19 protein-coding genes and 1 tRNA gene are annotated in these 23,067 nt (G+C 63.4%); 10 read left to right on the top strand and 10 right to left on the bottom strand.

Translation table 11 applies throughout. The features are described from left to right. Positions 1 to 105 precede the first annotated feature (105 nt). The 3 genes from G365_RS0111630 to bglX all read left to right on the top strand — a co-directional run bounded on the left by G365_RS0111630 (position 106) and on the right by bglX (position 5,664). On the top strand, positions 106 to 1,701 hold the full coding sequence (locus tag G365_RS0111630; protein ID WP_019645704.1) for a hypothetical protein: 1,596 nt from the start codon (positions 106 to 108) through the stop codon (positions 1,699 to 1,701). 162 nt (positions 1,702 to 1,863) lie between these two features. Next, positions 1,864 to 3,294 (top strand): methyl-accepting chemotaxis protein, encoded by a 1,431-nt coding sequence (locus G365_RS21265; protein ID WP_019645703.1) that lies wholly within the window; start codon positions 1,864 to 1,866, stop codon positions 3,292 to 3,294. A 99-nt stretch (positions 3,295 to 3,393) separates the two neighbouring features. After that, positions 3,394 to 5,664, top strand: coding sequence for a beta-glucosidase BglX (bglX, locus tag G365_RS0111620; protein ID WP_019645702.1), 2,271 nt, complete (start codon positions 3,394 to 3,396; stop codon positions 5,662 to 5,664). Between the two features lie 33 nt (positions 5,665 to 5,697). Here the strand turns inward: bglX and G365_RS0111615 are convergent, their stop codons facing one another. From G365_RS0111615 to G365_RS0111600, 4 genes are all read right to left on the bottom strand, one after another. Further along, positions 5,698 to 6,276 carry a hydrolase gene (locus G365_RS0111615; protein WP_043742287.1) on the bottom strand — a complete coding sequence of 193 codons (579 nt, stop codon included), beginning with the start codon at positions 6,274 to 6,276 and terminating at the stop codon, positions 5,698 to 5,700. A gap of 13 nt (positions 6,277 to 6,289) precedes the next feature. After that, positions 6,290 to 7,561, bottom strand: coding sequence for an MFS transporter (locus G365_RS0111610; protein ID WP_019645700.1), 1,272 nt, complete (start codon positions 7,559 to 7,561; stop codon positions 6,290 to 6,292). 68 nt (positions 7,562 to 7,629) lie between these two features. Next, on the bottom strand, positions 7,630 to 8,427 hold the full coding sequence (locus G365_RS0111605; RefSeq protein ID WP_019645699.1) for a hypothetical protein: 798 nt from the start codon (positions 8,425 to 8,427) through the stop codon (positions 7,630 to 7,632). A 110-nt stretch (positions 8,428 to 8,537) separates the two neighbouring features. Beyond that, positions 8,538 to 9,383 carry an ABC transporter permease gene (locus G365_RS0111600; RefSeq protein WP_051089887.1) on the bottom strand — a complete coding sequence of 282 codons (846 nt, stop codon included), beginning with the start codon at positions 9,381 to 9,383 and terminating at the stop codon, positions 8,538 to 8,540. Positions 9,384 to 9,577: 194 nt separating this feature from the next. On the opposite strand from G365_RS0111600, the gene G365_RS21260 reads away from it, so the two are divergent. Both G365_RS21260 and G365_RS21255 read left to right on the top strand, forming a co-directional pair. Further along, the gene (locus G365_RS21260; protein WP_019645697.1) at positions 9,578 to 10,138 is read left to right on the top strand and encodes a regulatory protein RecX; all 561 of its coding nucleotides are present in this window, start codon (positions 9,578 to 9,580) and stop codon (positions 10,136 to 10,138) included. Between the two features lie 152 nt (positions 10,139 to 10,290). Continuing rightward, the gene (locus G365_RS21255) at positions 10,291 to 12,726 is read left to right on the top strand and encodes a PAS domain-containing sensor histidine kinase (RefSeq protein ID WP_169545125.1); all 2,436 of its coding nucleotides are present in this window, start codon (positions 10,291 to 10,293) and stop codon (positions 12,724 to 12,726) included. 487 nt (positions 12,727 to 13,213) lie between these two features. Here the strand turns inward: G365_RS21255 and G365_RS0111585 are convergent, their stop codons facing one another. Both G365_RS0111585 and G365_RS0111580 read right to left on the bottom strand, forming a co-directional pair. Continuing rightward, a complete protein-coding gene (locus G365_RS0111585; protein WP_019645695.1) occupies positions 13,214 to 13,825 on the bottom strand; it encodes a demethoxyubiquinone hydroxylase family protein in 612 nt (203 codons plus the stop codon). Positions 13,826 to 13,874: 49 nt separating this feature from the next. Beyond that, a complete protein-coding gene (locus tag G365_RS0111580) occupies positions 13,875 to 14,366 on the bottom strand; it encodes a disulfide bond formation protein B (protein ID WP_019645694.1) in 492 nt (163 codons plus the stop codon). 225 nt (positions 14,367 to 14,591) lie between these two features. Here G365_RS0111580 and G365_RS0111575 point away from each other — a divergent pair. From G365_RS0111575 to G365_RS0111560, 4 genes are all read left to right on the top strand, one after another. Further along, positions 14,592 to 14,676: transfer RNA gene (locus G365_RS0111575), tRNA-Leu, on the top strand. Positions 14,677 to 14,936: 260 nt separating this feature from the next. Next, on the top strand, positions 14,937 to 15,812 hold the full coding sequence (purU, locus tag G365_RS0111570; RefSeq protein ID WP_019645693.1) for a formyltetrahydrofolate deformylase: 876 nt from the start codon (positions 14,937 to 14,939) through the stop codon (positions 15,810 to 15,812). 353 nt (positions 15,813 to 16,165) lie between these two features. Further along, positions 16,166 to 16,504: a P-II family nitrogen regulator gene (locus G365_RS0111565; RefSeq protein WP_019645692.1), complete on the top strand. Its 339-nt coding sequence runs from the start codon at positions 16,166 to 16,168 to the stop codon at positions 16,502 to 16,504. Between the two features lie 25 nt (positions 16,505 to 16,529). Then, entirely contained in the window at positions 16,530 to 17,852 is a 1,323-nt protein-coding gene (locus tag G365_RS0111560; RefSeq protein ID WP_019645691.1) for an ammonium transporter, read from the top strand. A gap of 79 nt (positions 17,853 to 17,931) precedes the next feature. Here G365_RS0111560 and G365_RS0111555 read toward each other — a convergent pair whose 3' ends face one another. The 3 genes from G365_RS0111555 to G365_RS0111540 form a co-directional block, all read right to left on the bottom strand. After that, entirely contained in the window at positions 17,932 to 18,342 is a 411-nt protein-coding gene (locus G365_RS0111555) for a hypothetical protein (RefSeq protein WP_019645690.1), read from the bottom strand. Between the two features lie 75 nt (positions 18,343 to 18,417). Beyond that, positions 18,418 to 18,876, bottom strand: coding sequence for a MarR family winged helix-turn-helix transcriptional regulator (locus G365_RS21250; protein ID WP_019645689.1), 459 nt, complete (start codon positions 18,874 to 18,876; stop codon positions 18,418 to 18,420). Positions 18,877 to 19,094: 218 nt separating this feature from the next. Beyond that, a complete protein-coding gene (locus G365_RS0111540; RefSeq protein ID WP_019645687.1) occupies positions 19,095 to 19,430 on the bottom strand; it encodes an HPF/RaiA family ribosome-associated protein in 336 nt (111 codons plus the stop codon). Between the two features lie 380 nt (positions 19,431 to 19,810). On the opposite strand from G365_RS0111540, the gene htpG reads away from it, so the two are divergent. Beyond that, positions 19,811 to 21,679, top strand: a complete 1,869-nt coding sequence (htpG, locus tag G365_RS0111535; protein ID WP_019645686.1) for a molecular chaperone HtpG — start codon at positions 19,811 to 19,813, stop codon at positions 21,677 to 21,679. An 82-nt stretch (positions 21,680 to 21,761) separates the two neighbouring features. Here htpG and G365_RS0111530 read toward each other — a convergent pair whose 3' ends face one another. Continuing rightward, complete coding sequence (locus tag G365_RS0111530; RefSeq protein ID WP_019645685.1) at positions 21,762 to 22,835, bottom strand: PAS domain-containing protein; 1,074 nt, start codon at positions 22,833 to 22,835, stop codon at positions 21,762 to 21,764. Positions 22,836 to 23,067: the final 232 nt, after the last annotated feature.

The raw sequence follows: 23,067 nt of genomic DNA, 5'->3' as shown, positions 1-23,067 counted from the left end.
GGGCGGGGTGCGGTGGCGGGCCACCACGGGTTTCCGGCTCTTCCGATAGCCGCAACAAAAGAGTAGTCTTTCCGGCGTTTATATCATGACGGGGAGAGGGTCACGATGTTCAGAACCGCTGAGCTGGGGCGCAAGGTCAGCAAGGAAGAGTTTGAGGCGGTTGCCCCGCAACTGAGAACGGAACTGACGCAGCTTCAGCAACGGCTGCGGGCGGCGAAGTTTCCGGTGATCCTCGTCTTTGCCGGGGTTGACGGTGCGGGCAAGGGCGAAAGCATCAACCTGCTGAATGAGTGGATGGACCCGCGGTGGATGGAAACCCACGCCTATGGCCCGTCGTCGGATGAAGAGCGGGAGCGGCCGGACTACTGGCGCTACTGGCGCGATCTCCCGGCGCGGGGGCGGATCGGGCTGTTTCTGCGGTCGTGGTATTCCGCCCCGGTGCTGGATCACGCCAATGGCCGCATTTCCGATGCGGAGCTGGATGAGCGTCTGTCGCACATCACCCGCTTTGAGAAGATGCTGGCCGATGATGGTGCCCTCATCCTGAAGTTCTGGATGCATCTGGGCCGCGATGCCCAGAAGAAGCGCCTGAAGAAGCTTGAGAAAGACCCCACCGAGTCGTGGCGGGTCACCAAGCAGGACTGGAAGAACTGGGAGATGTATGACCAGTTCACCACGGCGGCGGAACGGACCATCCAGGTCACCAGTGCCGGTCATGCCCCGTGGACGGTGATTGAAGGGCAGGATGACCGCTACCGCTCCCTGACCCTATTGGTCACCCTGCGCGATGCCGTCACCCGCCATCTGGAGGCGATGGACCTGAAGCGCCGGGTGGCGGAGACCATGCGCCGGGAAGAGCAGCGGCGGCTGAAGGATGAGGCGGAAAGCCATAAGGCTGACGCCGGGGAAAAGACGGCTCTGGGCGTTGCCGGGGCCGGGGCGGTGCATGGCTCGTCACTGGTGATGGCGACCCTGCCGCAGCAGCCGACCATTCTGAACGCGCTTGATATGACGCTGGATTACAGCGACGAGGAGTATGCGGAACGCCTGAAGGTGACGCGGGCCCGCCTGCATCACCTCAGCCGTCTGGCCCGGGAGCGTGGGGTGTCAAGCGCACTGGTGTTTGAAGGGTGGGATGCTGCCGGAAAGGGTGGGGCGATCCGTCGTCTGACCGCCGGGCTCGATGCCCGCGACTACAAGGTGATCCCCATCGCCGCCCCGACCGATGAAGAAAAGGCCCAGCATTATCTGTGGCGGTTCTGGCGGCACATCAGCCGGGCCGGGCGGGCCACCATCTATGACCGGTCGTGGTATGGCCGCGTGCTGGTGGAGCGGATCGAGGGCTATGCCTCCACCGAGGAATGGATGCGCGCCTATGGGGAGATCAATGACTTCGAGGAGCAGCTGGTCGATTCCGGGCGTGTGCTGTGCAAGTTCTGGCTCCACATCACCAAGGAAGAGCAGATGGCCCGCTTTCAGGAGCGCCAGTCGATCCCGTGGAAAGCCTGGAAGCTGACGGAAGAGGACTGGCGCAACCGCGACAAATGGGATGCTTACGAGCAGGCCGTGAACGATATGATCGAGCGCACCTCGACCCGTAAGACTCCATGGACACTGGTCGAGGCCAACTCCAAAAAGCATGCCCGGGTCAAGGTGCTGGAAACCTACTGCGCGGCGCTGGAAGCCCGGCTGGGTCAGTGACCCCGCTGTGTTAAGACCTGCCGGCACAGCCCTCTCTTGACGGGTGGGCTGTGTCGCGACACCGTGGTTACAACTGTAACCAGTTCGTCTGCCGGGCTTCTCTGGCAGACCGGCGGATTCGGTTGGCCCGGCGGAAATACGGGCCAATGCAGGGAGTAAACGATGCTGGATCACACTGCCGCCCCTATGCCCGCAGCGCCCCCGTCAGGCCAGATGACGGATGATCAGGTTCTGGCCCGTGACCTTGGCCGGATGGTCGGGGATCTGTGGGACCGGCTGGCCGTGATCACAGCCGAGGTCGGGGTGGTCACCGGCCATGTCGGTGCCCGTTCCGGCGACTGCCGCAGCCTTCAGGCGGCGGCGGAGGGCATGACCGCCAGCAATGCCGCCATTCATACCGCAGCGATGTCCAGTGCGGACCGGGCCCGGTCCGCAGCCCGGCAGACGCAGGCTGCCCAGCAGGCGATGGCGTCTGCGTCGGGCCGGATCGGAACCCTGTGCCGGTCGGTACAGGAGATGGAAACCCGCCTGCTGCATCTGGAACGGACGCTGGGTCAGATCAGTGAGGTTTCCCGCGCTATCGGCACTATTGCCAGCCAGACCCGCCTTCTGGCCCTGAATGCCACCATTGAGGCGGCCCGTGCCGGAGAGGCCGGAAAAGGGTTTGCGGTGGTGGCCGGAGAGGTAAAGGCGCTGGCGCAGCAAACCAGTGATGCCACGGCCCAGATTAATAGCACCGTGACCGCCCTGACCGGGCTGGTGTCTGACCTGATGACGGAAAGTGCCGCCAATCTGAGCAACGCTGAGCAGGCCGATCAGGCGACCTCATCGCTGTCGGCGGTGCTGGCCGGTCTGACCGAGGAGTTCTCGGGGGTTGAGCAGGCGGTGACCTCAATTGCCGGGGACAGTTCCCGCAATCTGGAGGAATGCCGGGCGGTTTCTGACGCGGTGACCCTGCTGGCGGATGGCCTTGGCAATGATGCCGCGCACCTGAGCAAGGCGGCGGAGCAGACCACCGGGGTGATGGATCTGGCGCAGCAGATGATCACCGATATCGTCGCCCGGGGCATTGATGTGGCGGAAACGCAGGTGGTGCAGACCATGCAGCGGACGGCTGCCGCCATCACCACCGCCATTGAAGAAGGGCTGGCCGGTCGCCGGATCAGCCTGCAGGATCTGTTTGATGACCAGTATCAGCCGATCCCCGGCAGCAATCCGCCGCAGGTGACGACCCGGTTCACCGCCTTCATGGATGAGGTGCTGCCGCCGATTCAGGAAACGCTGCTCGACAGTGATCCGCGGATGGCGTTCTGCGCTGTGGTGGACCGGAATGGCTATCTGCCGACCCATAACCGTAAATATTCGCATCCGCAGGGGCCTGATCCGGTGTGGAATGCGGCCCACTGCCGCAACCGCCGGATTTTCAATGATCCGGTCGGTTTGCATTCGGCCCGGAATACGGCCCCCTTTACCCTCAAGACCTATCGCCGCGATATGGGCGGCGGGGCTTTTATGATGCTGAAGGAGGTTGCGGTGCCGCTGACGCTGGGCGGGCGGCACTGGGGGGCGTTCCGCATGTGTTACAGTGTGTGATTTTTAAGGTCACTCTGCTGAAAGGATTGACACTTTTCTTCCGGCGGCGGGTAATGGGAGGCATCCTGTTCCCGCCGTTGTGCTGATTGGAAGACCGCGATGACCACCACCCCGCAGACTGCTCTCCCGCCGGACCGGGTCGCCTTTCTTGATGACCTGATGGCCCGGATGACCCTGCCGGAAAAGCTGGGACAGCTGAATCTGATCACCACCAATATTCCGGTGGAAGACGACAAGCTGGCGGAAATCCGGGCCGGGCGGGTTGGCGGAATGCTGGGGGGGCTGTTCCCCTGCACCTTCGGCGTCAACGGGCCGGAGGGCCTGCGGGCGGTGCAGGAGGCTGCGGTGCGGGAGTCCCGGCTGGGGATTCCGCTGCTGCTGGCCTATGACGTGATTCATGGTCATCAGACGGTGTTTCCGATACCGCTGGCGGTGTCCTGCACGTGGGATCTGGACCATGTTGAGGTCACGGCCCGCACTGCAGCGCGGGAGGCCAGCGCCAGCGGTCTCAACTGGGTGTTTTCGCCGATGGTGGATATCGGGCGCGATCCGCGTTGGGGCCGGATCGCCGAGGGATCGGGGGAAGACCCCTATCTGGGGGCACAGATCGCCGGGGCAATGATCCACGGGCTGCAGGGGGATGATCTGTCCAGCCCGGACAGTGTGATGGCCTGCGTCAAACACTTCGTCGGCTACGGGGCACCGGAAGGCGGACGGGATTATAACAATGCCGACATGAGCCCGGCCCGGCTGTGGGATGTTTATCTGCCGCCGTTTCAGGCGGCTGTTGCCGCCGAGGCCGGGTCGGTGATGATGGCGTTCTCGGCGGTCAATGGCATGCCGTCACATGCGGATACCGACCTGCTGAGCAAGATCCTGCCGGGCGTGCTGAAGGTCTCGGACTTTGATGGTATCCCGGAGATGATTGCCCACGGTCTGGGCGATGAGGCCGGACAGATTGTGGCGGATGACCCGTTGCAGACCCTGTCGGAACGGGCCCTGCGGGCTGGGGTGCAGATGGACATGATGGGCAAAGGCTTCATCACCCGTCTGGAGGCAGCTCTTGCTGCCGGGCGGGTGACGATGGCCCAGATTGACTCTGCCTGTCGGGCGGTGCTGGAGGCGAAAGAAAAACTGGGCCTGTTTGCGGATCCGTTTGCCCGGTTTGATCCGGCGCGGGCCGCGCAGGTCATTCTGGCCCCGCAGCACCGGCAGGCCGCCCGGACTGTGGCGGCGGACTCCTGCGTTCTGCTGAAAAATGACGGTGATCTGCTGCCGCTGGCGAAAACCGGAACCATCGCGGTGGTCGGGCCGTTGGCCGATGACACCAAAAATGTCCTTGGACCATGGGCGTTTCAGGGGGATCCGGCGACGGCGGTCTCGGTGCTGGCCGGGATCCGCGCTGTGGTTGGTGATGGCGCGACGGTGCTGCATGCCCGGGGGGCGAATATCACCGAAGATCGCCGGATGCTCGATCTGCTGAACTTTGCCGGTCCAAAGGTCGATCTCGATCCGCGTACCCCGGAAGAGATGCAGGCTGAGGCCGTGGAGGTGGCCCGGCGGGCCGATGTGGTGATTGCGGTGGTTGGCGAGGCGGCGGAAATGTCCGGCGAATCGGCGTCCCGCATGGATATCGGGATACCGGAGAACCAACGTGATCTGCTGAAGGCCCTGCATCAGACCGGGACGCCGGTGGTGCTGGTGACGATGAATGGCCGTCCGCTGACGTTACCGTGGGAGGCGGAAACCCTGCCCGCCATTCTGGTGTCGTGGTTTGGCGGGTGCGAGGCCGGGCACGCGGTGGCGGATCTGCTGTTTGGCGACCGGGTGCCATCGGGGCGTCTGACCACCAGCTGGCCGCGCCATGTCGGGCAGGTGCCGCTGCCCTATGACCGGGCCACCACCGGCCGCCCCGGCAATCCGGCCAATGATCCGGGGAAGTACAGCACCCGCTGTTACCTTGACGGACCATCAGAACCGCTGTTTCCCTTCGGGTTCGGTCTCAGCACCACGGTGTTCGCCTATGGGGTGCCGCAGGTGGATGCCCCGGTGCTGCGGGGTGATGTGCCGCTGACCGTGACGGTTGAGGTCACCAATGCCGGGACGCGGACGGGGGTAGAGACCGTGCAGCTGTATCTGACGGATCCGGTGGCCAGCGTCGTCCGTCCGGGGCGGCAACTCCGGGGCTTCCGCAAGGTCCGGCTGGAGCCGGGTCAGACGCAGACTGTCAGCTTTACTCTGACCACGGCGGATCTGGAGTTTCATGATCAGGCGCTGAACCGGACGTGGGAGCCGGGACAGTTCATCATCGGTATTGGCCCGCACAGCGCCGACCTGAAGACTGTCAGCGTTGACTGGCTGAAGGACTGAGCGTAAGGGGCCCGCCTCCTCAGGGTGCGGGCCTTACTTTTTGCCCCGCTTTGACGAGGGCCGGGCCAGATGTCGGACCTGCTCGTAGCGGTCGAGGAACAGGGTATAGGCCCGGTCAGGCCCGACCGGGGTGATTGGGTCAGGGTGCGGGGGCGGCAGGTGCCCCCAGTCCATCCATGCCGGGGGCAGCAGGTCGCGCAGTTCGGTGGCCATGCACACCAGATCGGCATGCTTGACCGCCGGGAGATTATCTTCAAATCCAAACCATTGGCTTAGGGCAGCCTTCACCGGTCCCAGTTTTTGCTTCAGGTAGTCCCGGTCCAGAACCACCTTCACCGGCGATGGCCAGTCGCCCAGAAATTCTTCGCAGTCATGCATCAGGGCGGCATAGGCCAGGTCCGGCGGGACCAGATGCGATGCCATCACACAGTGTTCGGCGACCGAATACCACGGGCGGGCGGCACCGCCCCAGCGGGGCTGGGATGCCAGACATCGGGCAATATCAGTTATCGGCAGGCCAGTGGCATCAGGGTTCAGCAGATCAAGCACAAAGCCGGAGGGCATCAGAATGGCGGTCCGGGCATCCGGGCGGTTGAGAAGATCCAGCTGCATGGCATTAAGGCCGTCAGCGCACATCGGTCGGCGGCGGCGGTGGGTCGGGCGTCACCTGTGCCACCCGGGCTGAAGGGCGGAAGCGGACCCGGCTGTCATCATCGGGTCGGGCGGTCATCCGCATCCGCCACACCGCATAGGCGCACAGCAGGGCTGACGCTGCCCCCATCGACAGAAACAGACCGGCCGGGCCAACGGCCTCCATGCTGGCGGAGGCGATAATCGGGCCGAAGACCGCACCGATGGAATACAGCAGAATCATCCCGCCGGAGACGCCGACATATTCGCTGGGGTCGGCGCGGTCATTCACGTGGGAGACCGCAAGCGGGTAGACCACAAACATCAGCCCGCCAAACACCAGCGTTGCGGCCAGCAGATCAATCCGCGACAGGCTTTCACTGCCGGTCACCGGCTGGCCGGTCAGGCTGTGGTTGGTCAGAACCGCGACCAGAAGGCTGCTGAGGGCCAGCGCCCCGGCCACGATGGTCAGCACCAGACGGCGGTCATAGCGGTCAGACAGCCAGCCGATCGGGGATTGCAGGGCCATCCCGCCGAAGATACCGGCCCCCATGAAGGTGGCAATGCCCCAGGCATCCATGCCCGCAGCGGTGCCATAGCGGGGGGCCATCCCGTAGTATGCCCCCAGCAGAATACCGGAGACGGTGCAGCCGATGGTTCCCAGGGGGGAGATCTGCCACAGGCGGCGCAACCCGATGGAGGACCGCCCGGGAATCGGCGGGGCCGGGGCCCGGGTCAGGGCCACCGGCAGCAGCGCCACCGACAGCAGCAGCGAGGCCACCGAGAACAGCTCGAACCCCGACACATCGGCGGTCACCAGCAGAAACTGCGCCAGCCCGCCGAACAGATAGGTGGTGACCATGTACAGGCCAAACACCATGCCCCGGGTGGTATTGGTGGACCGGGCGTTCAGCCAGCTTTCGATGCAGATGTAGATCCCCGCCATGCAATAGCCTTCGGCAAAGCGCAGGGCGGTCCAGCTCCACGGGTCAATGGTCAGGGCATGCACCAGTGTGGCGGCGGAAAAACCGGAGATCAGGGCGGTCAGCACCCGGATGTGTCCGACCGCGCGGATGATGCCGTGCACGGTCAGGGACCCGGCCAGCAGGCCGGTGAAGTACCCGGCCATGACCAGACCGGAGACGAGGACGGAAAAGCCTTCCACCGACATCCGCACCGCCAGTAGGGTGCCGAGCAGGTTCTGCCCCAGGGTCAGCAGGCCAACCGCCAGCAGCAGGGCGGAAAGGGACGCATAAAGGGACCGCATATGCACGCAGGGCCTCCCGCCCGGAAAGCCGCCCCGGCCTGATCAGGGCCGGGGCGGGAAAGGCAGCCTTACTCGGTGGTCATCGTCGTGGTCAGCACTCGGCGGATCTGTCCGCTGACCGCATCGGTCTTCGGCTCCGCCCCGCAGGACGGACAGGGGCCCTCGCAGGTTTCCCGCACGGTGGCCAGCAGTTCTTCGTCAAACGGCGGCTCGCCCAGACGTTCATCGTGACCGCAGTCAACGCAGACCAGATGCATCACGGTCTTATGGCGCGGGCGCGGCACATCGGGCCGGGCTGGCTGCGCTTCTGCGGTGCGGCGGGCGCCGGTGCCGACAATGCGCTTTTCCTGCCAGCGGGCCATCGCCTTGGCGACTTCCATCGCCCCTTCAACCTTGCGGGCCGGGGCGCCGTGACGTTCCGCCATGAAGGCCCAGAACTCCACCACTTCGGTCGAGACGGCGTCAGAGGCAACGATGACGAACACCGGCTCATCCGGATGGCAGGAATTGAGGACTGAGTCCTTGTCGTCCCGCTCCAGCCGCGCGGTGCGTACCACGGTGCGGCCATCGGTGCCGGTGACGGTGGGCAGGCGCTTGTCGATCCACAGATCAGCGGCGCGGCGCTGGCGTTCTGCCCGTTCCAGCTTTTCAGCCGGGACACCCCGGTTGCGGGCGCACCACAGCCACCATTCAATGGTGGCGGTCGCCACCATGTCACGGGCGCGCAGAACGAACACCGGCTCATCGGCACGGGCCTGATTGATGACGCTGTTGGGGGCGGTCAGCTCGTCGCTGGCCGAGACATAGCTCATCACCGCACGCAGGGAGGAGGCGGTGGCAGACAGGGCGTCCTGCTTAAGGGTCAAGGAAGCGGTCTCCTGAAGAAAAACAGGACGGGACAGAGAGTTCTGCCCCGCCGGAGGGTTGAGACCATCATAGTTCGGGCGATGCCGTTAACCAAGTCCCGCGATGGGACTCAGGCCTTCAGCTTATAGCCGGACCGCACCAGCAGATAGCAGCCGGCCAGCAGCACGGCATTGGTGGCGGCGACCACGGCCAGCCCGGTCAGCGGCAGGGCCGACTCGTGGCCGATGAACCCATAGCGGAAGCCGTCGATCATGTAGAAGAACGGGTTGATATGGGCCAGAAAACGGAAGGATTCCGGTAGCCGGTCGATGGAATAGAACGTCCCGGACAGGAACGACAGCGGGGTGATGATGAAGTTGGTGATCGCTGCCATGTGGTCAAATTTTTCTGACCAGACCCCGCCCAGCGTGCCGAGCAGGCTGAGGATCAGGCTGGCCCCGACGGCGTGGAACAGGATGTACCCGAAGTGGTGGATGTGCAGGGTGACAAACGGCAGCATGCATACGCCGACCACCAGCCCGACCACCAGTCCGCGGGTGACCCCGCCCAGGGACAGGCCCAGGGTGATTTCCAGCGGCGACAGTGGCGGCATCAGCAGGTCAACGATATTGCCCTGCACCTTGGCGATGATCACCGAGGACGAGGTGTTGGCGAAGGCATTCTGGACCATGGTCATCATGATCAGGCCGGGGGCCAGGAATTCCAGAAAGCTGACCGGTCCGGCCATCCGGACGTCTCCGCCCAGCGCCAGCGCAAAGATTGCCAGAAACAGCAGCGAGGTGACCACCGGTGCGGCAATGGTCTGCAGCCAGACCTTGATGAAGCGTCGCACTTCCTTCAGATACAGTTCCCACAGGCCCAGCCAGTTGACCGCGCCCAGACGGCGGGGCTGGCACAGGGGCTCGGTGGCAAGGGCGGTCAGCCGGGTTTCCGGCGGCACGGTGTTGGCGGACATGGTCGCAGCTCTCGATTTCGGATCCGGGGTCAGGGGCAGCATATAGGGCGGGGGCCGCCCGGATCGCCAGAGGAAAAGGGACCGCAGAGCCGGATCATCTCTCCGGGGCGGCAGAACAGCAGGTGGCAGAGACAGTGCAGAGAAATGACGATGGGGGCAAGCCGGATGTCCCCGCCCGCAGGCGGGAGGCTAAAGTGCCACGCAAGGTCTCCCCGGCCTCGCTGCGCAATGCGGCGCTGTATTATCTGCAGCGGTTTTCCGCCAGCCGGTCCTCGGTGGGGCAGGTGTTGCGGCGCAAGGCCCGCCGTTCTCTCGACCATCATGGCGGGGACCCGGCAGAGGTTGAAGGCTGGATTGAGGCCCTGCTGAACGATCTGGAGCGGCTGGGGCTGCTGAATGACCAGACCTTTGCCGAGGGGCGGGTGCGCAGCCTGACCGGGCGGGGGACGTCACAGCGGGGAATCCGTATGGCGCTGGGCCGCAAAGGCATTGCCACCGAGGTGATCGATCAGGCGCTGGAGCGGGTGGCAGAGGAAACCGGGGTCGATGATCCGCGTCTGCGCGACCTGCAGGCGGCGGCGGCCTATGCCCGCCGCCGTCGTCTTGGTCCTTGGCGGGATGCCGGAGCCCGCGCCGAACGGCGGGAGCGGGATATGGCGGCTCTGGCCCGCCAGGGGTTTGGTCACGATACGGCCCGGCGGGTGATTGATGCGGAAAGTCCCGAGGCGCTGGAGGATGAGATCGCCGGTGGATAAGCAGGCGGGGGGCGGGAAAGCTGCTGTACCCGATTCGCCGCTTGTGGTTTTCTGCCTGTGGTTTTAACCGGCAGCAGGCGGTTGCAGGAGCATCGGATTTTCGGATGGACAGCAGTCTGGACTTTCAGGACGGTCTCCCGGGGGGGATATGGATGCGGCTTCTGGCGGCGGTGATGCCTGCGGTCAGCGGCGAAGGCATGGTGACGGCTGTGACCGGTCTGACCGTTCTGCTGCCGCCGCTGCTGCTGGTGCTGTGGTGGCAGTGGTTCCGCCGCCGTCGCTCTGACGAAACCGCCGCCCGCCTGCATGACCGGGCTGTTCTGGCGGACCGTGCCCTCGACAGTGCGACGGATGGATGGTTCCTGTGGCCGCGCCCGGACCCGGTGACAGCCACAGCGGACGGTGAGGAAGATGCCCTTTTGCTTGCCGGTGGCGAATGTTCCCGGCGGCTGGCGGTGATTCTGTCTCTCTATGCCGGTCAGACCTCAACCATACAGGATTGTCTGGATGCCCTTGACGGCGAAGAGGCTGCCCGCCTGCGGGCTGCCCTGCTGGTGTTGCGGCGGGAAGGAGAGGGGTTCCGTCTGACCCTGCTGACCCGCCAGCAGGATGCGGGGGATCTGCGCCGGTGGGTGCAGGTGCGCGGTCTGCGGCTGTATGACGGGGAAGGGGCAGTCCGTGGCGATGTGCTGTGGGTCCGCGATGTGACGGAGGAGGAAACGGCGGCCCGTCTGGCGGAGGACGATGCCAGTCATTGGCGGCAGCAGGCCCAGCAGGTGCAGGATGTCTTGAATGCGCTGCCGCTGCCTGTATGGCGGCGCGATGCCGATCTGCGGGTGGTTTCGGGCAACCGGGCCTTTTTGCAGGCGGTGGAGGTCAGCGGGGCAGAGAGTCTTCAGCAGACGGAACGGGAGCTGGTCACCGGATCAGAAGCGCGGGAACTGCGCGCGCTGGCCTCTGCCGCCCGGGCGGCGGGCGAGGCCCGGGCCGCTCCGTTCCATGTCGTGCTCAACGGGGCGCGGCGTCTGATGGATGTCCGGGAAATTCCCTGCGCCAGCGGCGATGCCGGGACGGTGACTGTCGGGCTGGCGCTGGATCAGACGCGGGCGGAGACCCTGCGCCTGACGCTCGAACAGGAAGCCGCCAGCCATGCGGCGGTGCTGGAACGTCTGGGCACCGCCATCGTGATTTTCGGGCCGGATACCCGGCTGCGGTTCCATAACACTGCCTTTGCCCGCCTGTGGGGGGTGGATGACAGCTGGCTCGATACGGAAGAACCGACCTATTCCGATGTTCTCGACGCCCTGCGTCAGCGCCGCAAACTGCCGGAAGTCGCGGACTTCCCGGCGTTTAAGGAACAGGAGCTGTCGCGCTTTAAGTCTCTGCTGGAACCGTTTGAGGATCTGATGCACCGCCCGGATGGCAAGACCCTGCGCCGGGTGGTGGCCCCGCATCCGCTGGGGGGGCTGCTGGCAACCTATGAGGATGTTACCGACCGTCTGGCGCTGGAAGCCAGCCTGAAGGAGCTGGTGGCGGTTCAGCGTGAGACCATCGACCATCTGCAGGAAGCGGTGGCGGTGTTCGGGGCCAACGGGCGGCTGCGCCTGTCCAACCCGGCGTTCCGGGCCCTGTGGGCCGTGTCGCCGGATCTGGCGGAAACCGCGCCGCTGCTGGCAGATCTGACGGCGGCTCTGCCGGAAGAATACCGCGAGGCCGCTGCCTGGCAGGATGTGCGGGCACTGGTGACGGCCCCCCCGTCCGGGCGGACCCTGCGTCAGGGCCGCCTGAGCGGTGGTGCCGGGCGTTGGCTGGATGTCACCGGGGTGCCGCTGCCCGACGGGGCGGTGCTGGTGATCCAGCTTCAGGCGATGTCGCGGCTTCCGGCAGCGGAACCGACCGTGCTGGGGCTGTCGGCCTTCCTGACCGGGCTGGCTGAAGAGCTGCGGGCCCCGCTGACAACCATCCTTGGGTTCTCAGAAATCCTGTCGGCGGGATACTATGGCATCCTGAACAGCCGTCAGTCCGATTATGTGGCGGGCATTGCCGATGCGGCGCGGCTGGCCGGGCAGATGACCGGGGCGGCGGCAGACCTGCTGACGCTGGAGCAGGATGTGGCGGCCCTGCCTGCTGACGAGGCGGAGATCCAGCCGCTGCTGGCCCGGGTGCTGTCGGAATGCCGGGAGCCGTTCCGTCAGAAGGGGGTGACCCTGCACTTTGACTGCGATCCGCAGATCGGCCGGGCTGCCGCCGCGTCTGAGGCCGTTGAGCGGGCGGTGCAGACGATGATGCTGACAGCCCTGTACTTTACCCCGGCTGAGGGACAGGTGACGCTGGCAGCCCAGACCGACCCTGAGGAAGGGCCGGGCGTTGTCCTGCTGACTGTTGCCGACACCGGTATCGGCCTGACCGATGAGGAGCAGGCGGTGATTGAAGACCCGTTCGGGACGGCGGGATCCCTGAAGGCATCGGTCCTGCCGCTGGCCGGGGTGCGCCGTCTGGCCCGTCTGCTGGGGGGGGATCTGGAGGTGGTGTCCGTACGGGGGGAAGGGACGACCCTGCATCTGCGTCTGCCGCGCCGGACGGAGTGACCGGTAAAGGAGTGGCAGGCAAAAAAAGAACCCCCGGACAGGCCGGGGGCAGTTTCGGGAGGATCGGCACGGCAGATGCGCAGGGGGGGATGGATTTGCCGTACCGTGGCGACCCTTACGGGCCAGGCCACTCCCGGTGGGGGAAATCTGTACGCGTGACGTCCCTCTAGGCTGCCCGAGGTCTCCTCAGGGAGAGACTGAGCCGGAGGGGTCAGTGCCCGTCTGCCGATGCTCTCATCCCGGGGGGGCGGGGATCATCGGTGCGCTGACAGGATCAGCATCCCGCGAAAACGGTTCGTCAGCAAATGTCCCGCCGGTCACATGGCCGGGCAGAAAACATTGTGGCAAACCTGCATATACGCAGACTCTTAAGTGTCTGAGCTGGTGGGGCTGTCTGTCTGATGCGTTTTCCTGAATGAAAAAAAACCGCCGGGCGCTGGGCTCCGGCGGTTATTGGTCTGCGGTCCGGTACGGGGGCCGTCAGGGGTCAGATCCGCTCAGACAGCCAGATGGCAAGCCGGGTGCCGGATTTGACGGCCGCATGCAGCAGCGGGTAGGCCGGGGCCTGTTCTGCCCCGTTTTCATAACCGATATCGCGGTGTTCCAGCTCTTCTGCCCGGAAGCGTTCGATGGTATCGCGCAGTTCGGCTTCATCGTCGCCCAGCAGTTCCGCCTGTTCGCGGTAATGGTCGTCGATGGCCTCTTCGACAGCCACGGTGCAGGCCATGGCGGCGCGTTCCCCCAGCAGGGCGGTTCCGGCACCCAGCATCCAGCCTGCGACGTGCCACACCGGCTGAAGGACTGTCGGGCGGCCCTGCCGTTCGCCGATCGCTTTCTGGAAGTATTCCTTATGAACCACTTCCTGTTCCAGCATGTGCTTCAGGGTATCGCCATGCTGTCCCTTGCCGATCACGGCCATCTGACCCTGATAGATCCGTACGGCACCATATTCCCCGGCGTGATTGACGCGCATGATCCGGTCCAGCAGCTGGTCACGGGTCATGTCACCGGGGATCCGGTTTTCTGCGGTCATCTTTGGCCGGGCGGTGGGCTCCGCCGGTGTCATGGGCAGGGGGGAGGATGCGGACAGGGTGGTCATGGCGGACTCCTGCGAAAGCACGGACAGGGAAAATGCAGTCAGCGTAAGGTCAGGCGGCTTTCCGCCCGGCGAGAACCGTCAGGGCAGTCATCGCCAGCGACAGCAGCAGGTTATAGCCTGCCAGCGTAATGCCGAACAGACTCCATTGTACATCATCACAGGCCGGGCGGACCGCTTTCTGGATCGACGACTGCAGGTCGGCAAGGCTCATGGCATTCAGCGGGCCGCCGGTGCAGCCGGGGTTGGTCCACCAGTGCTGTTCGACCCCGACGTGATAGAACCCCAGTGCGGTGTTGGCGGCAAAGCTGAGCCCGATCAGCAGCAGGCCCAGCCGGCGCAGCCGGGGGGAGGTCGGCAGCAGGGCCATGGCCAGTCCGGTCAGTCCGGCGGTGACATAGGGGATCCGTTCATACAGGCAGAGGATGCACGGGTGCAGGTCAAAGCCGTACTGGCCGATCAGGGCGGCGGACAGAGCCGACAGGCAGATCAGGGAGACCAGCAGGAAAAAAGGGCGGCGGGGCGCAAGAAAGGCAGACAGCATGGTCCGGGGGAATCCTGATCCGGGATAGGGCAGAGAGGGATGATGTTCTGTGCCCTGACAGTTGGGAAAAAGCCCCTGCTTTGCAAGAGGAGACCTGACCTCCATCGGAAAATATGCTGAAACGCCTGTCTGCTCCCACTTGCCGCCCGATGGTGTAAATTCCGCTTGGCTGCGGCGGCGAATGTCATTATGACTATCGCCCTGCCAGCACCGGATCTGACGTATGGGGGTGTGGCGGAATTGGTAGACGCGCGCGACTCAAAATCGTGTTCCGCAAGGAGTGTGGGTTCGAGTCCCTCCACCCCCACCAATTTCCAGATCCGGTGCTGGTTCCACCTTCCCTGACAGAAACAGATCAGCCTTTGCTTTCCGGCATGAGGGTATGCGCTTTCCGTGTGCCGTCTCTTGACGTTGCCGGGGAAGGGGCTACGATGCGGCGGTTGTCGGGGCCGTGCCTGCGCGGATCCCGTCAACACCTTGATTTGAAACGGCTGTCCTTTGCGATTCCGGTGAATCCTGCCGGGGCGGATGGCTGACTGTCCCTAGTTCCTGCGTGATGGACTTAAAGCAATGTCTGCTCTTCCGGCTGAAACCCCCCAATATCTTCTGACCATCAAATGCCCTGATGCCATGGGTATCGTGGCTGCGGTGTCCGGTTTTCTGGCCGAGAACGAAGCCTTCATCACCGAAAGCTCACATTTCAGTGATGCCGACACCGGCCTGTTCTTCATGCGGACCACGTTCCGTTCCGGCGGGGCGCGGTTTCCGCAGATTGAGAAGCTGAAGGCCGGGTTTGCCCTGATCGGCGACCGCTTTGGCATGGACTGGGTGATGAAGGACATGAGTGTCCGCCCGAAGGTGATGATCGCGGTCTCGAAGTTCGGGCACTGCCTGAATGATCTGCTGCACAGCTGGCGCAGCGGTCAGCTGCCGATCGATATTCCGGCGGTGATCTCCAACCATGAGGATTTCCGGGATCTGGTCGAATGGCACGGTATTCCGTTCCATTATCTGCCGGTGACCAAAGCCACCAAGGCCGAGCAGGAAGGGCAGATCCTGTCCCTGTTCCGTGACAGTGGGGCTGATCTGCTGGTGCTGGCCCGTTACATGCAAATTCTGTCCACGGACATGTGCGAGGCGCTGTCCGGCCGGGCGATCAACATTCACCATTCCTTCCTGCCCAGCTTCAAGGGGGCCAAGCCCTATCAGCAGGCGCATGCCCGGGGGGTTAAGATTATCGGGGCGACCGCCCACTATGTGACCCGGGATCTTGACGAAGGCCCGATCATTGAGCAGGGCGTGGAGCGGGTCGATCATACCTTTACGGTCGATAAACTGGTCCGTACGGGTCGGGATATCGAGACCGTGGTGCTGTCGCGTGCTGTGCGCTGGCATATCGAAGGCCGTCTGATCCTGAATGGCACTAAGACGGTGGTTTTCCGCTGAGGCCATTTTGAACGCCTGTGGTTGAAAAGAGGGGTCCGGGAACGGGCCCTTTTTTCATGCCTGCTTGATTCTTCCGTTGACGGCGGCAGTCACAGGAGAAAGCACTGTGCAGTGCAAAAGATTCGGGCAGAGAGAGCGCCTGTTTTTTATGCATATTTTTTAGGCAGATGGCTTTCAGGGGCGTTTGTTCGAGTTTTTATTTTTATAAAACAATGGAATAGGTAAACTGGCACGCCTCTTGAAAAGGATGTTTCCGGGAACAGAAATGAGTTCGCTTAAAAATGAGGCTGTCACGCCGGAGATCTTCCGGGGTGAGCCCGGCGAACCGGACAGCGGAACACAGAGGTGATCGCATGAAACTTGTCATGGCTATCATCAAGCCCTTCAAGCTGGAGGACGTGCGCGAAGCGCTCGCCGCCATTGGCGTGCAGGGCCTGACCGTCTCGGAGGTCAAGGGATTTGGCCGCCAGAAGGGACAGACCGAAATTTACCGCGGCGCTGAATATCAGGTCAGCTTCCTGCCGAAGGTGAAGATTGAGGTCGCAGTGAAAAGCGATCTGGCCGATCAGGTGGTGGAAACCATCTGCACCGCTGCCCGCACCGAGAAGATCGGTGATGGCAAGGTCTTCGTGTTCGATGTCACCAAGGCGGTGCGCATCCGGACCGGCGAAACCGATGGCGACGCCCTGTAATCGCGGACGGAAGGAGACTGTTACAATGATGTCCATTTCCAAGCGCCTGATGTCTTCTCTGCCGCGTCTGTCCACCGTTGCCGGTGGTGCGGCGGCTGGCCTGCTGGCGGCGGTGCCTGCCTTCGCCGAAGATGCTGCGGCCCCGACCCTCAATTCCGGCGACACCGCGTGGATGATTGTCGCCACCGCGTTTGTGCTGATGATGACCATTCCCGGTCTGGCCCTGTTCTACGGCGGTATGGTCCGTAAAAAGAACGTGCTGGCGATCATGGCGCAGAGCTTTGCCATCTGCTGCTTTGTGTCGGTGCTGTGGATGATCGTCGGGTATTCACTGACCTTCGGGACCGGCAACGCTTTTATCGGTGACTTCTCCAAGGCCTTCCTGTCCGGCATTGGCATCAACGCCCTGTCCGGCACCATCCCGGAAGTGTTGTTCCTGTCTTTCCAGATGACCTTCGCCGTGATCACTCCGGCGCTGATCACCGGGGCCTTTGCGGACCGCATGAAGTTTTCGGCGATGCTGATCTTCTCTCTGGTCTGGGTTCTGGTCGTTTACATCCCGGTGGCGCACTGGGTGTGGGGCGGCGGCTTCCTGATGAATGAAGGCGTGCTCGACTTCGCCGGGGGGACCGTGGTGCATATCAACGCCGGTGTCGCCGGTCTGGTTGCCGCCATTGTTCTTGGCAAGCGTAAGGGCTACGGCACTGAAAACATGGCCCCGCACAACCTGACCCTGTCGGTCGTCGGTGCTGCCCTGCTGTGGGTTGGCTGGTTCGGGTTCAATGCCGGGTCTGCCCTGACCGCTGGTGGTCTGGCTGCGATGGCCCTGCTGGTGACCCATATCGCCGCCTCGGCCGCTGCGGTGTCGTGGACGCTGGTTGAATGGATCTTCCGTGGTAAGCCGAGCGTGCTTGGGATCATCTCCGGCGCTGTCGGCGGTCTGGTCGCCATTACTCCGGCTGCCGGGTTCGTGACCCCGACCGGAGCCCTGATCATCGGTCTGCTGGCTGGCGTGGCCTGCTTCTGGGGTGCGGTGTGGCTGAAGCACAAGCTGGGCTACGATGACTCCCTTGATGCCTTCGGTGTTCATGGCATCGGCGGTCTGGTCGGTGCGGTGCTGACCGGTGTGTTCGCTGCCGAAGCCATCGGTGGCAAGACCGGTCTGCTGGAAGGTAATGCCGGGCAGGTTGTCACTCAGGTCTATGGTGTGGTCGCCACCGTGGTGTGGTGTGCGGTTGCCACCTTCATCATCCTGAAGGTCCTCGACATGATCATGGGGATCCGGGTTTCTCCCGAGCAGGAAACAGAAGGTCTGGATCTGGCCGAGCATGGCGAAACGATCCACTGATCTCTGCTGACAGGTCTGTCTTTACGGCTGAACGGCCCGGAGTTTCTCCGGGCCGTCAGTCTTTTACGGGATGGCTCTGTCAGGGGGCTTTGGCTGCGCGCTGGGCGGCAATTTCAGCCATCAGAGCGGGGCGGCGGACCATGGCAGTCATGGCCGGGCCCTGCAGTGCGGTCAGGGTGACTTTCCCGCAGGCCATCAGCAGGCCCGTGGTCAGGGCATCCAGAAACCAGGCTGCGGCCAGCCCGGCGGGGCCGAATGCGGTCAGGGGGGAGTCGGCCAGTCTGGGCAGGGTCCACAGCCCTGTGATTCCGTGCAAGGCCAGCCCAATCCAGAATCCGGAGCAATAGGGGCAGGTCCATTGCTGATACAGGGTCTGAAGGGGGGCAGGGAGCGCCGTCAGGCCCCGGGTAAACCATGTTCCCCATTCGGGAAGCTTTTCCCAGATGAGGATATAGAGGGCAAGGCCGGTCAGGGGCAGGGTGATATCCATGGGGTGTCTCCAGTTTATAAAGTTAGACTAACTAATTAAATGAAGGAGCGGTGGGTGTCGTAGGGTTTGGAGGGATTAGCGATGGGTGAGGAGGGTTTCGACCGCTTTCAGCAGGGCCGAGCCGTCAAGATCAGGGGCCTGTGCTGACAGGGTCCGCGCGAGGCTGTCATATCGCCGGGCAGCCTCGAGCATCGCGGTTTGTCCGGCGGGGGTCAGGAACAGATGCTGGGCGCGGGCATCGCGGAAGCAGGGCGTGCGGCGCACCAGCCCCCGCTCTTCCAGACGGGCGATGGCAATACTGACCGATGCTTTGCTGACGGACAGGGCCGCTGCCAGATCCTGCAGGTGCAGCCCGTGATCGGGGGCGTCCGGCCCTTCTTCAAACACCTGTACACCGCAGCCTGCCATGCGGTGCAGGGCACGGAGATACTCAAATTCGCTATAGGACAGCGCTCCGGCGGGTGCATCCTGCCATTGGCGGTTCAGCAGCCGGTGCAGGGTTTCCAGAGCGTCAGCGAGGGCGGGTGTTGGCACAGGGGATCCGATTAATGGTTAGCGTCCTTAACAATAGGGTGTCAGGGAAATCCGTCAAGGGGGTGCTGTGGGCGGAAATGCAACAAGCCCCGCCGGTGGGGGCGGGGCTTGTGGGAGGATCGGTCCGGGTGGCCGGTGTTTCCGGCCGGATCGGAATAAGCTCCATCAGGGATTCGGGCAACGCCGGGGCTTAGGCCCGGGTGGCCGGGAGAGACCCCTTAGCGGTGACGCTCGACGTAAGTCTTGACCTGACGCTCCATGGCATCAAAGGCATCACGCAGGGCAACGCCGATGTCATCATGGTGTTCCCCGTTCTTCGGGTCACGCTTGACGATCAGGGTATCGCCGGGCACCGACACGTCAATCGTGACGTGGAACGGCTCGCCTTTCAGGGTATTGACCGCATTGTTTTTGTGCTGCTTTTCGACAGCAACGCGGCAGCTGATGATGTCAGCGCAAAACTGTTCCAGTTTAGCAATCTTTTCATGCACGCGCTGAACGACGGCGTCCGAATGGTCAACGCCATGGAACGAAACTTGGACGGGAATTTGCATAAATGCTCTCCCTTGTGTTTTGCATGAGGTGGTGTTCCGCCGGACCCGGCCCCACCATTCGGAATGTGCTTCAGAGGCTGCTTCGCGAAAGTCCGGGGGAGAGGCGAAGTGTCTTCCTGAAGACAGTTTCATTCTCTCGCTTTTACCCCCGCCATGCAACCGTTGCCGATGGATAAGACGAAGATTTTCCTCTTGCTTTTTGATTTCTTGAACTTTTTGCCACTTTGCCTCATATGGTGCGGCAGTGTCCGCGCGCCGGGGCTGCTGGCCCGGGGCGCGAGACCGCCCCACGGGACACCGCCGGGCCGGAGGCCGTCAGGCTCCGTCCGTGCCACCTGTGGGCGTGTCCTGTCCCGCTTCCTGCAAGAGGATTATGGATCATGTCCGCTGAGACGCTGACCTTTCAGGCCGAAGTGGCCAAACTGCTCGATATCGTTGTCAACGCCCTCTATTCCCAGCGCGAGATTTTCCTGCGCGAACTGATTTCCAACGCTTCTGATGCCTGCGACAAGCTGCGCTACGCCGCGTTGACCGAACCGGCGCTGATCGCCGGGGGTGCTGATCTGCGCATCACCCTGCGTCTGGATAAGGATGCGAAGACCCTGACCATTGCCGATAATGGCATTGGCATGGACCGTGACGACCTGATCAATAACCTCGGCACCATCGCCCGGTCCGGCACCGCTGAGTTCCTGAAGGGGCTGGGCGGTGATGCCCGCAAGGATGTCAGCCAGATCGGCCAGTTCGGCGTCGGCTTCTATTCTGCCTTCATGGTGGCGTCACAGGTCGAGGTCCATACCCGCAAGGCGGGCAGTGAGCACGGCTGGTGCTGGAGCAGTGATGGCAAAGGGGGCTTTACCATCACCGAGGATGCCGGGGCCGCACGCGGTGCCCGGATCGTGCTGCATCTGAAGGACGATGCCGCCGAGTTTCTCGATGTCTGGCGTCTGCGGCAGGTGGTGAAGACCTATTCTGACCATATCGGCCTGCCGGTGGTCCTGCTGGGGGGCGAGGACGGAACCGGCGAGGATGAGACCCTGAATCAGGCCTCGGCTCTGTGGACCCGGTCCCGCTCTGAGGTGACGGAAGAGCAGTATAAAGAGTTCTATCACCATGTCGGTCATGCCTATGACGACCCGTGGCTGACCGTGCATTACCGTGCCGAAGGGGCAATCGAATATACCGGTCTGCTGTTCATTCCGACCCAGAAGCCGTTCGATCTGTTCCAGCCGGACCGTAAGCAGCACGTCAAGCTGTACGTCAACCGGGTGTTTATTACTGACGACTGTGATGGCCTGCTGCCGCCGTATCTGCGGTTTGTGCGTGGGGTGGTTGACAGTGCCGACCTGCCGCTGAACGTCTCCCGCGAGATGCTGCAGCACAATCCGGTGCTGGCGAAGATCAAGACCGGTCTGGTCAAGCGCATCCTGTCTGACCTGAAGAAGAAGGCCGAGGATGCTGACGCGTACGCCGGATTCTGGGGCACTTTCGGCCCGGTGCTGAAAGAAGGCCTGTATGAAGATTTTGAGCGTCGTGACGACCTGCTGGCGCTGGCCCGCTTTCACAGCACCCATGGTGACGGTCTGGTCAGTCTGGAAGACTATGTCAGCCGGATGAAGGACGGGCAGGACGCCATTTATTTCATCACCGGGGATTCCGTGGCGGCCCTGCGCAAGAGCCCGCAGCTGGAAGGCTATCTCGCCAAGGGCGTGGAAGTGCTGCTGTTGACCGACCCGATTGATGAATTCTGGACCGGGCATGGCCTGCGCTGGAAAGAAAAAGCCTTTGAATCGGTGGCGCAGGGCGCTGCCAAGTTGGATGCCATCAAGGCCGAAGAGCAGGCTGACAAGCCTGAGCAGGCCCCGGCGGACCAGACGGATGCCCTGATTGCTCTGCTGAAGGGGACATTGGGTGAGCGGGTGAAGGATGTGCGGGTGTCATCCCGCCTGACCGCTTCGGCCTGCTGTCTGGTGGCTGATGAAGGCCAGATGTCGATCCATCTGGAGCGTTTGCTGCGTCAGCATCAGGGGCAGGAGGCTGCTCCGGCACGGGTGCTGGAGATCAATGCCGGTCATGCCACCATCAAAGCGCTGGCGGCCCGTGCCGCTGCCGAAACCACCAGCGCGGCGCTGGAGGACATGGCCTTCCTGCTGTTCGATCAGGCACGGATTGTTGAGGGCGAGGCCCCGTCTGACCCGGTGGAGTTTGCCGCCCGTCTCAGCCGTCTGATGCAGGCTGGCCTGCTGTAAAAGGCTGGGGGCGATATTTTCAGGTCCGTGGCGGGTGGAGGAGAAATCTTCCGCCCGCTGTTTTTTCAAGAGTGGGGCGTCTTCAGGCCGGGGTGCAGGCTTCCGGCTGCTCGGCATCGGTCAGGGGCAGGCAGAATGCCACAAAGCCTTTGCTGCCGCCGGGTAAGGGGGCCAGGGTCAGGTCAACCTTGACCTGTGCGTTCTGACGGGTGCACAGGGTTTTCCGGACCCGGTATGACCCGATCTGCCCTTCGGTTATTGCCCGGTGCAGCAGGGCGACCCGGCTGCGGTCTTCCGGAACCGTATAGGGCTGAAGGGTTTCGCCGATCAGATCGCGGGCTGATCCGACACCCAGCAGCCGACACAGCGATGCACTGGCATCCGCCACCCGGAAATCAGGGTCAAGAAAGGCGATGCAGGCGGCATCCAGCGCCATCAGGCCATTCAGGCGGGCCTCGCTGATCTGGTGGCGTTCCTCGGCCTGGGTGCGGGCGGCAACGGCCCCGGCGACCTCGCGGTACCAGTCCATGCCGATCGACCACAGCATGGCTTGCGCCATCCAGAGCTGTGCCAGCAGAATTCCCAGAAAATACCCCTGCTGGAGCGGCCCGGACGACAGGAACGGCTGTGCGGCCGGAGTGGGCGTGATGATGGCCATCCAGCAGCGCGACAGCATCATCACTGCAAAAATAGCGTGGGGGACGATCAGCATCCGCGTGACTGTCTGGCAGCGGATTGCATCCCGGACGATCAGCAGGGCGATGAGGAAGCAGACCAGCGAGATCAGGATGATCCGCCCGGACAGGGTCGGGGTGAAAAACGTCAGCCAGATCTGAAGGCCCGCCACTGCGGCGAGAACCGCCATCGCCCAGGTCCACGGGAAACGCTGGCCGGTCAGCCGCCTGACTGACAGCCAGTGTCCGCCATATCCGGCGACAATCAGGATATTGGCAACCACATAGGTCAGTACGTCCAGCGATGCGCCACGGGCAGCCACCAGCGCGAAGCCCCCGCCCAGCAGGCCTTCCGCCCACGCCAGTGCGGTCAGCGTCCCCCCGCGGTTGCTGACCCGGGACAGGACGATGCAGAGGGCGGCGCAGCCGAAGCTGACCAGAACCAGAATGAGCAGAAGGGTTCGCAGATCAAGGATCGCCATACCGCCACACGCCGTCCTTCTCATTCTATACAGGCTTATTCCATACCGGCTGGTTGCCAGATCCGGTAGTGAGACCGGTAATCATTTGCCATCATACGCTGATGGGCCGTGTTCTGTCCTGTCAGTTGGTGTAGTTCCTTGGGACTATGGTCATACGTCCTCCGGCTTTTTTGGCCCCGTGTTTTCCGAGGGGCAGGGCAACCGCAAAAAACCGGATCTTGTCTGCCGGACC

Source organism: Novispirillum itersonii subsp. itersonii ATCC 12639 (genome assembly GCF_000381985.1).
GTDB lineage: Bacteria > Pseudomonadota > Alphaproteobacteria > Rhodospirillales > Rhodospirillaceae > Novispirillum > Novispirillum itersonii.
This window is presented reverse-complemented; position numbering and strand designations above follow the sequence as displayed.

What these genes read in the sequence shown, in the direction of transcription:
- G365_RS0111630 (WP_019645704.1), top strand. Translation starts at nt 106, where the DNA reads ATGTTCAGAACCGCTGAGCTGGGGCGCAAGGTCAGCAAGGAAGAGTTT.
- G365_RS21265 (WP_019645703.1), top strand. Translation starts at nt 1,864, where the DNA reads ATGCTGGATCACACTGCCGCCCCTATGCCCGCAGCGCCCCCGTCAGGC.
- bglX (WP_019645702.1), top strand. Translation starts at nt 3,394, where the DNA reads ATGACCACCACCCCGCAGACTGCTCTCCCGCCGGACCGGGTCGCCTTT.
- G365_RS0111615 (WP_043742287.1), bottom strand. Translation starts at nt 6,276, where the DNA reads ATGCAGCTGGATCTTCTCAACCGCCCGGATGCCCGGACCGCCATTCTG.
- G365_RS0111610 (WP_019645700.1), bottom strand. Translation starts at nt 7,561, where the DNA reads ATGCGGTCCCTTTATGCGTCCCTTTCCGCCCTGCTGCTGGCGGTTGGC.
- G365_RS0111600 (WP_051089887.1), bottom strand. Translation starts at nt 9,383, where the DNA reads ATGTCCGCCAACACCGTGCCGCCGGAAACCCGGCTGACCGCCCTTGCC.
- G365_RS21255 (WP_169545125.1), top strand. Translation starts at nt 10,291, where the DNA reads ATGCGGCTTCTGGCGGCGGTGATGCCTGCGGTCAGCGGCGAAGGCATG.
- G365_RS0111585 (WP_019645695.1), bottom strand. Translation starts at nt 13,825, where the DNA reads ATGACCACCCTGTCCGCATCCTCCCCCCTGCCCATGACACCGGCGGAG.
- G365_RS0111580 (WP_019645694.1), bottom strand. Translation starts at nt 14,366, where the DNA reads ATGCTGTCTGCCTTTCTTGCGCCCCGCCGCCCTTTTTTCCTGCTGGTC.
- purU (WP_019645693.1), top strand. Translation starts at nt 14,937, where the DNA reads ATGTCTGCTCTTCCGGCTGAAACCCCCCAATATCTTCTGACCATCAAA.
- G365_RS0111565 (WP_019645692.1), top strand. Translation starts at nt 16,166, where the DNA reads ATGAAACTTGTCATGGCTATCATCAAGCCCTTCAAGCTGGAGGACGTG.
- G365_RS0111560 (WP_019645691.1), top strand. Translation starts at nt 16,530, where the DNA reads ATGATGTCCATTTCCAAGCGCCTGATGTCTTCTCTGCCGCGTCTGTCC.
- G365_RS0111555 (WP_019645690.1), bottom strand. Translation starts at nt 18,342, where the DNA reads ATGGATATCACCCTGCCCCTGACCGGCCTTGCCCTCTATATCCTCATC.
- G365_RS0111540 (WP_019645687.1), bottom strand. Translation starts at nt 19,430, where the DNA reads ATGCAAATTCCCGTCCAAGTTTCGTTCCATGGCGTTGACCATTCGGAC.
- htpG (WP_019645686.1), top strand. Translation starts at nt 19,811, where the DNA reads ATGTCCGCTGAGACGCTGACCTTTCAGGCCGAAGTGGCCAAACTGCTC.
- G365_RS0111530 (WP_019645685.1), bottom strand. Translation starts at nt 22,835, where the DNA reads ATGGCGATCCTTGATCTGCGAACCCTTCTGCTCATTCTGGTTCTGGTC.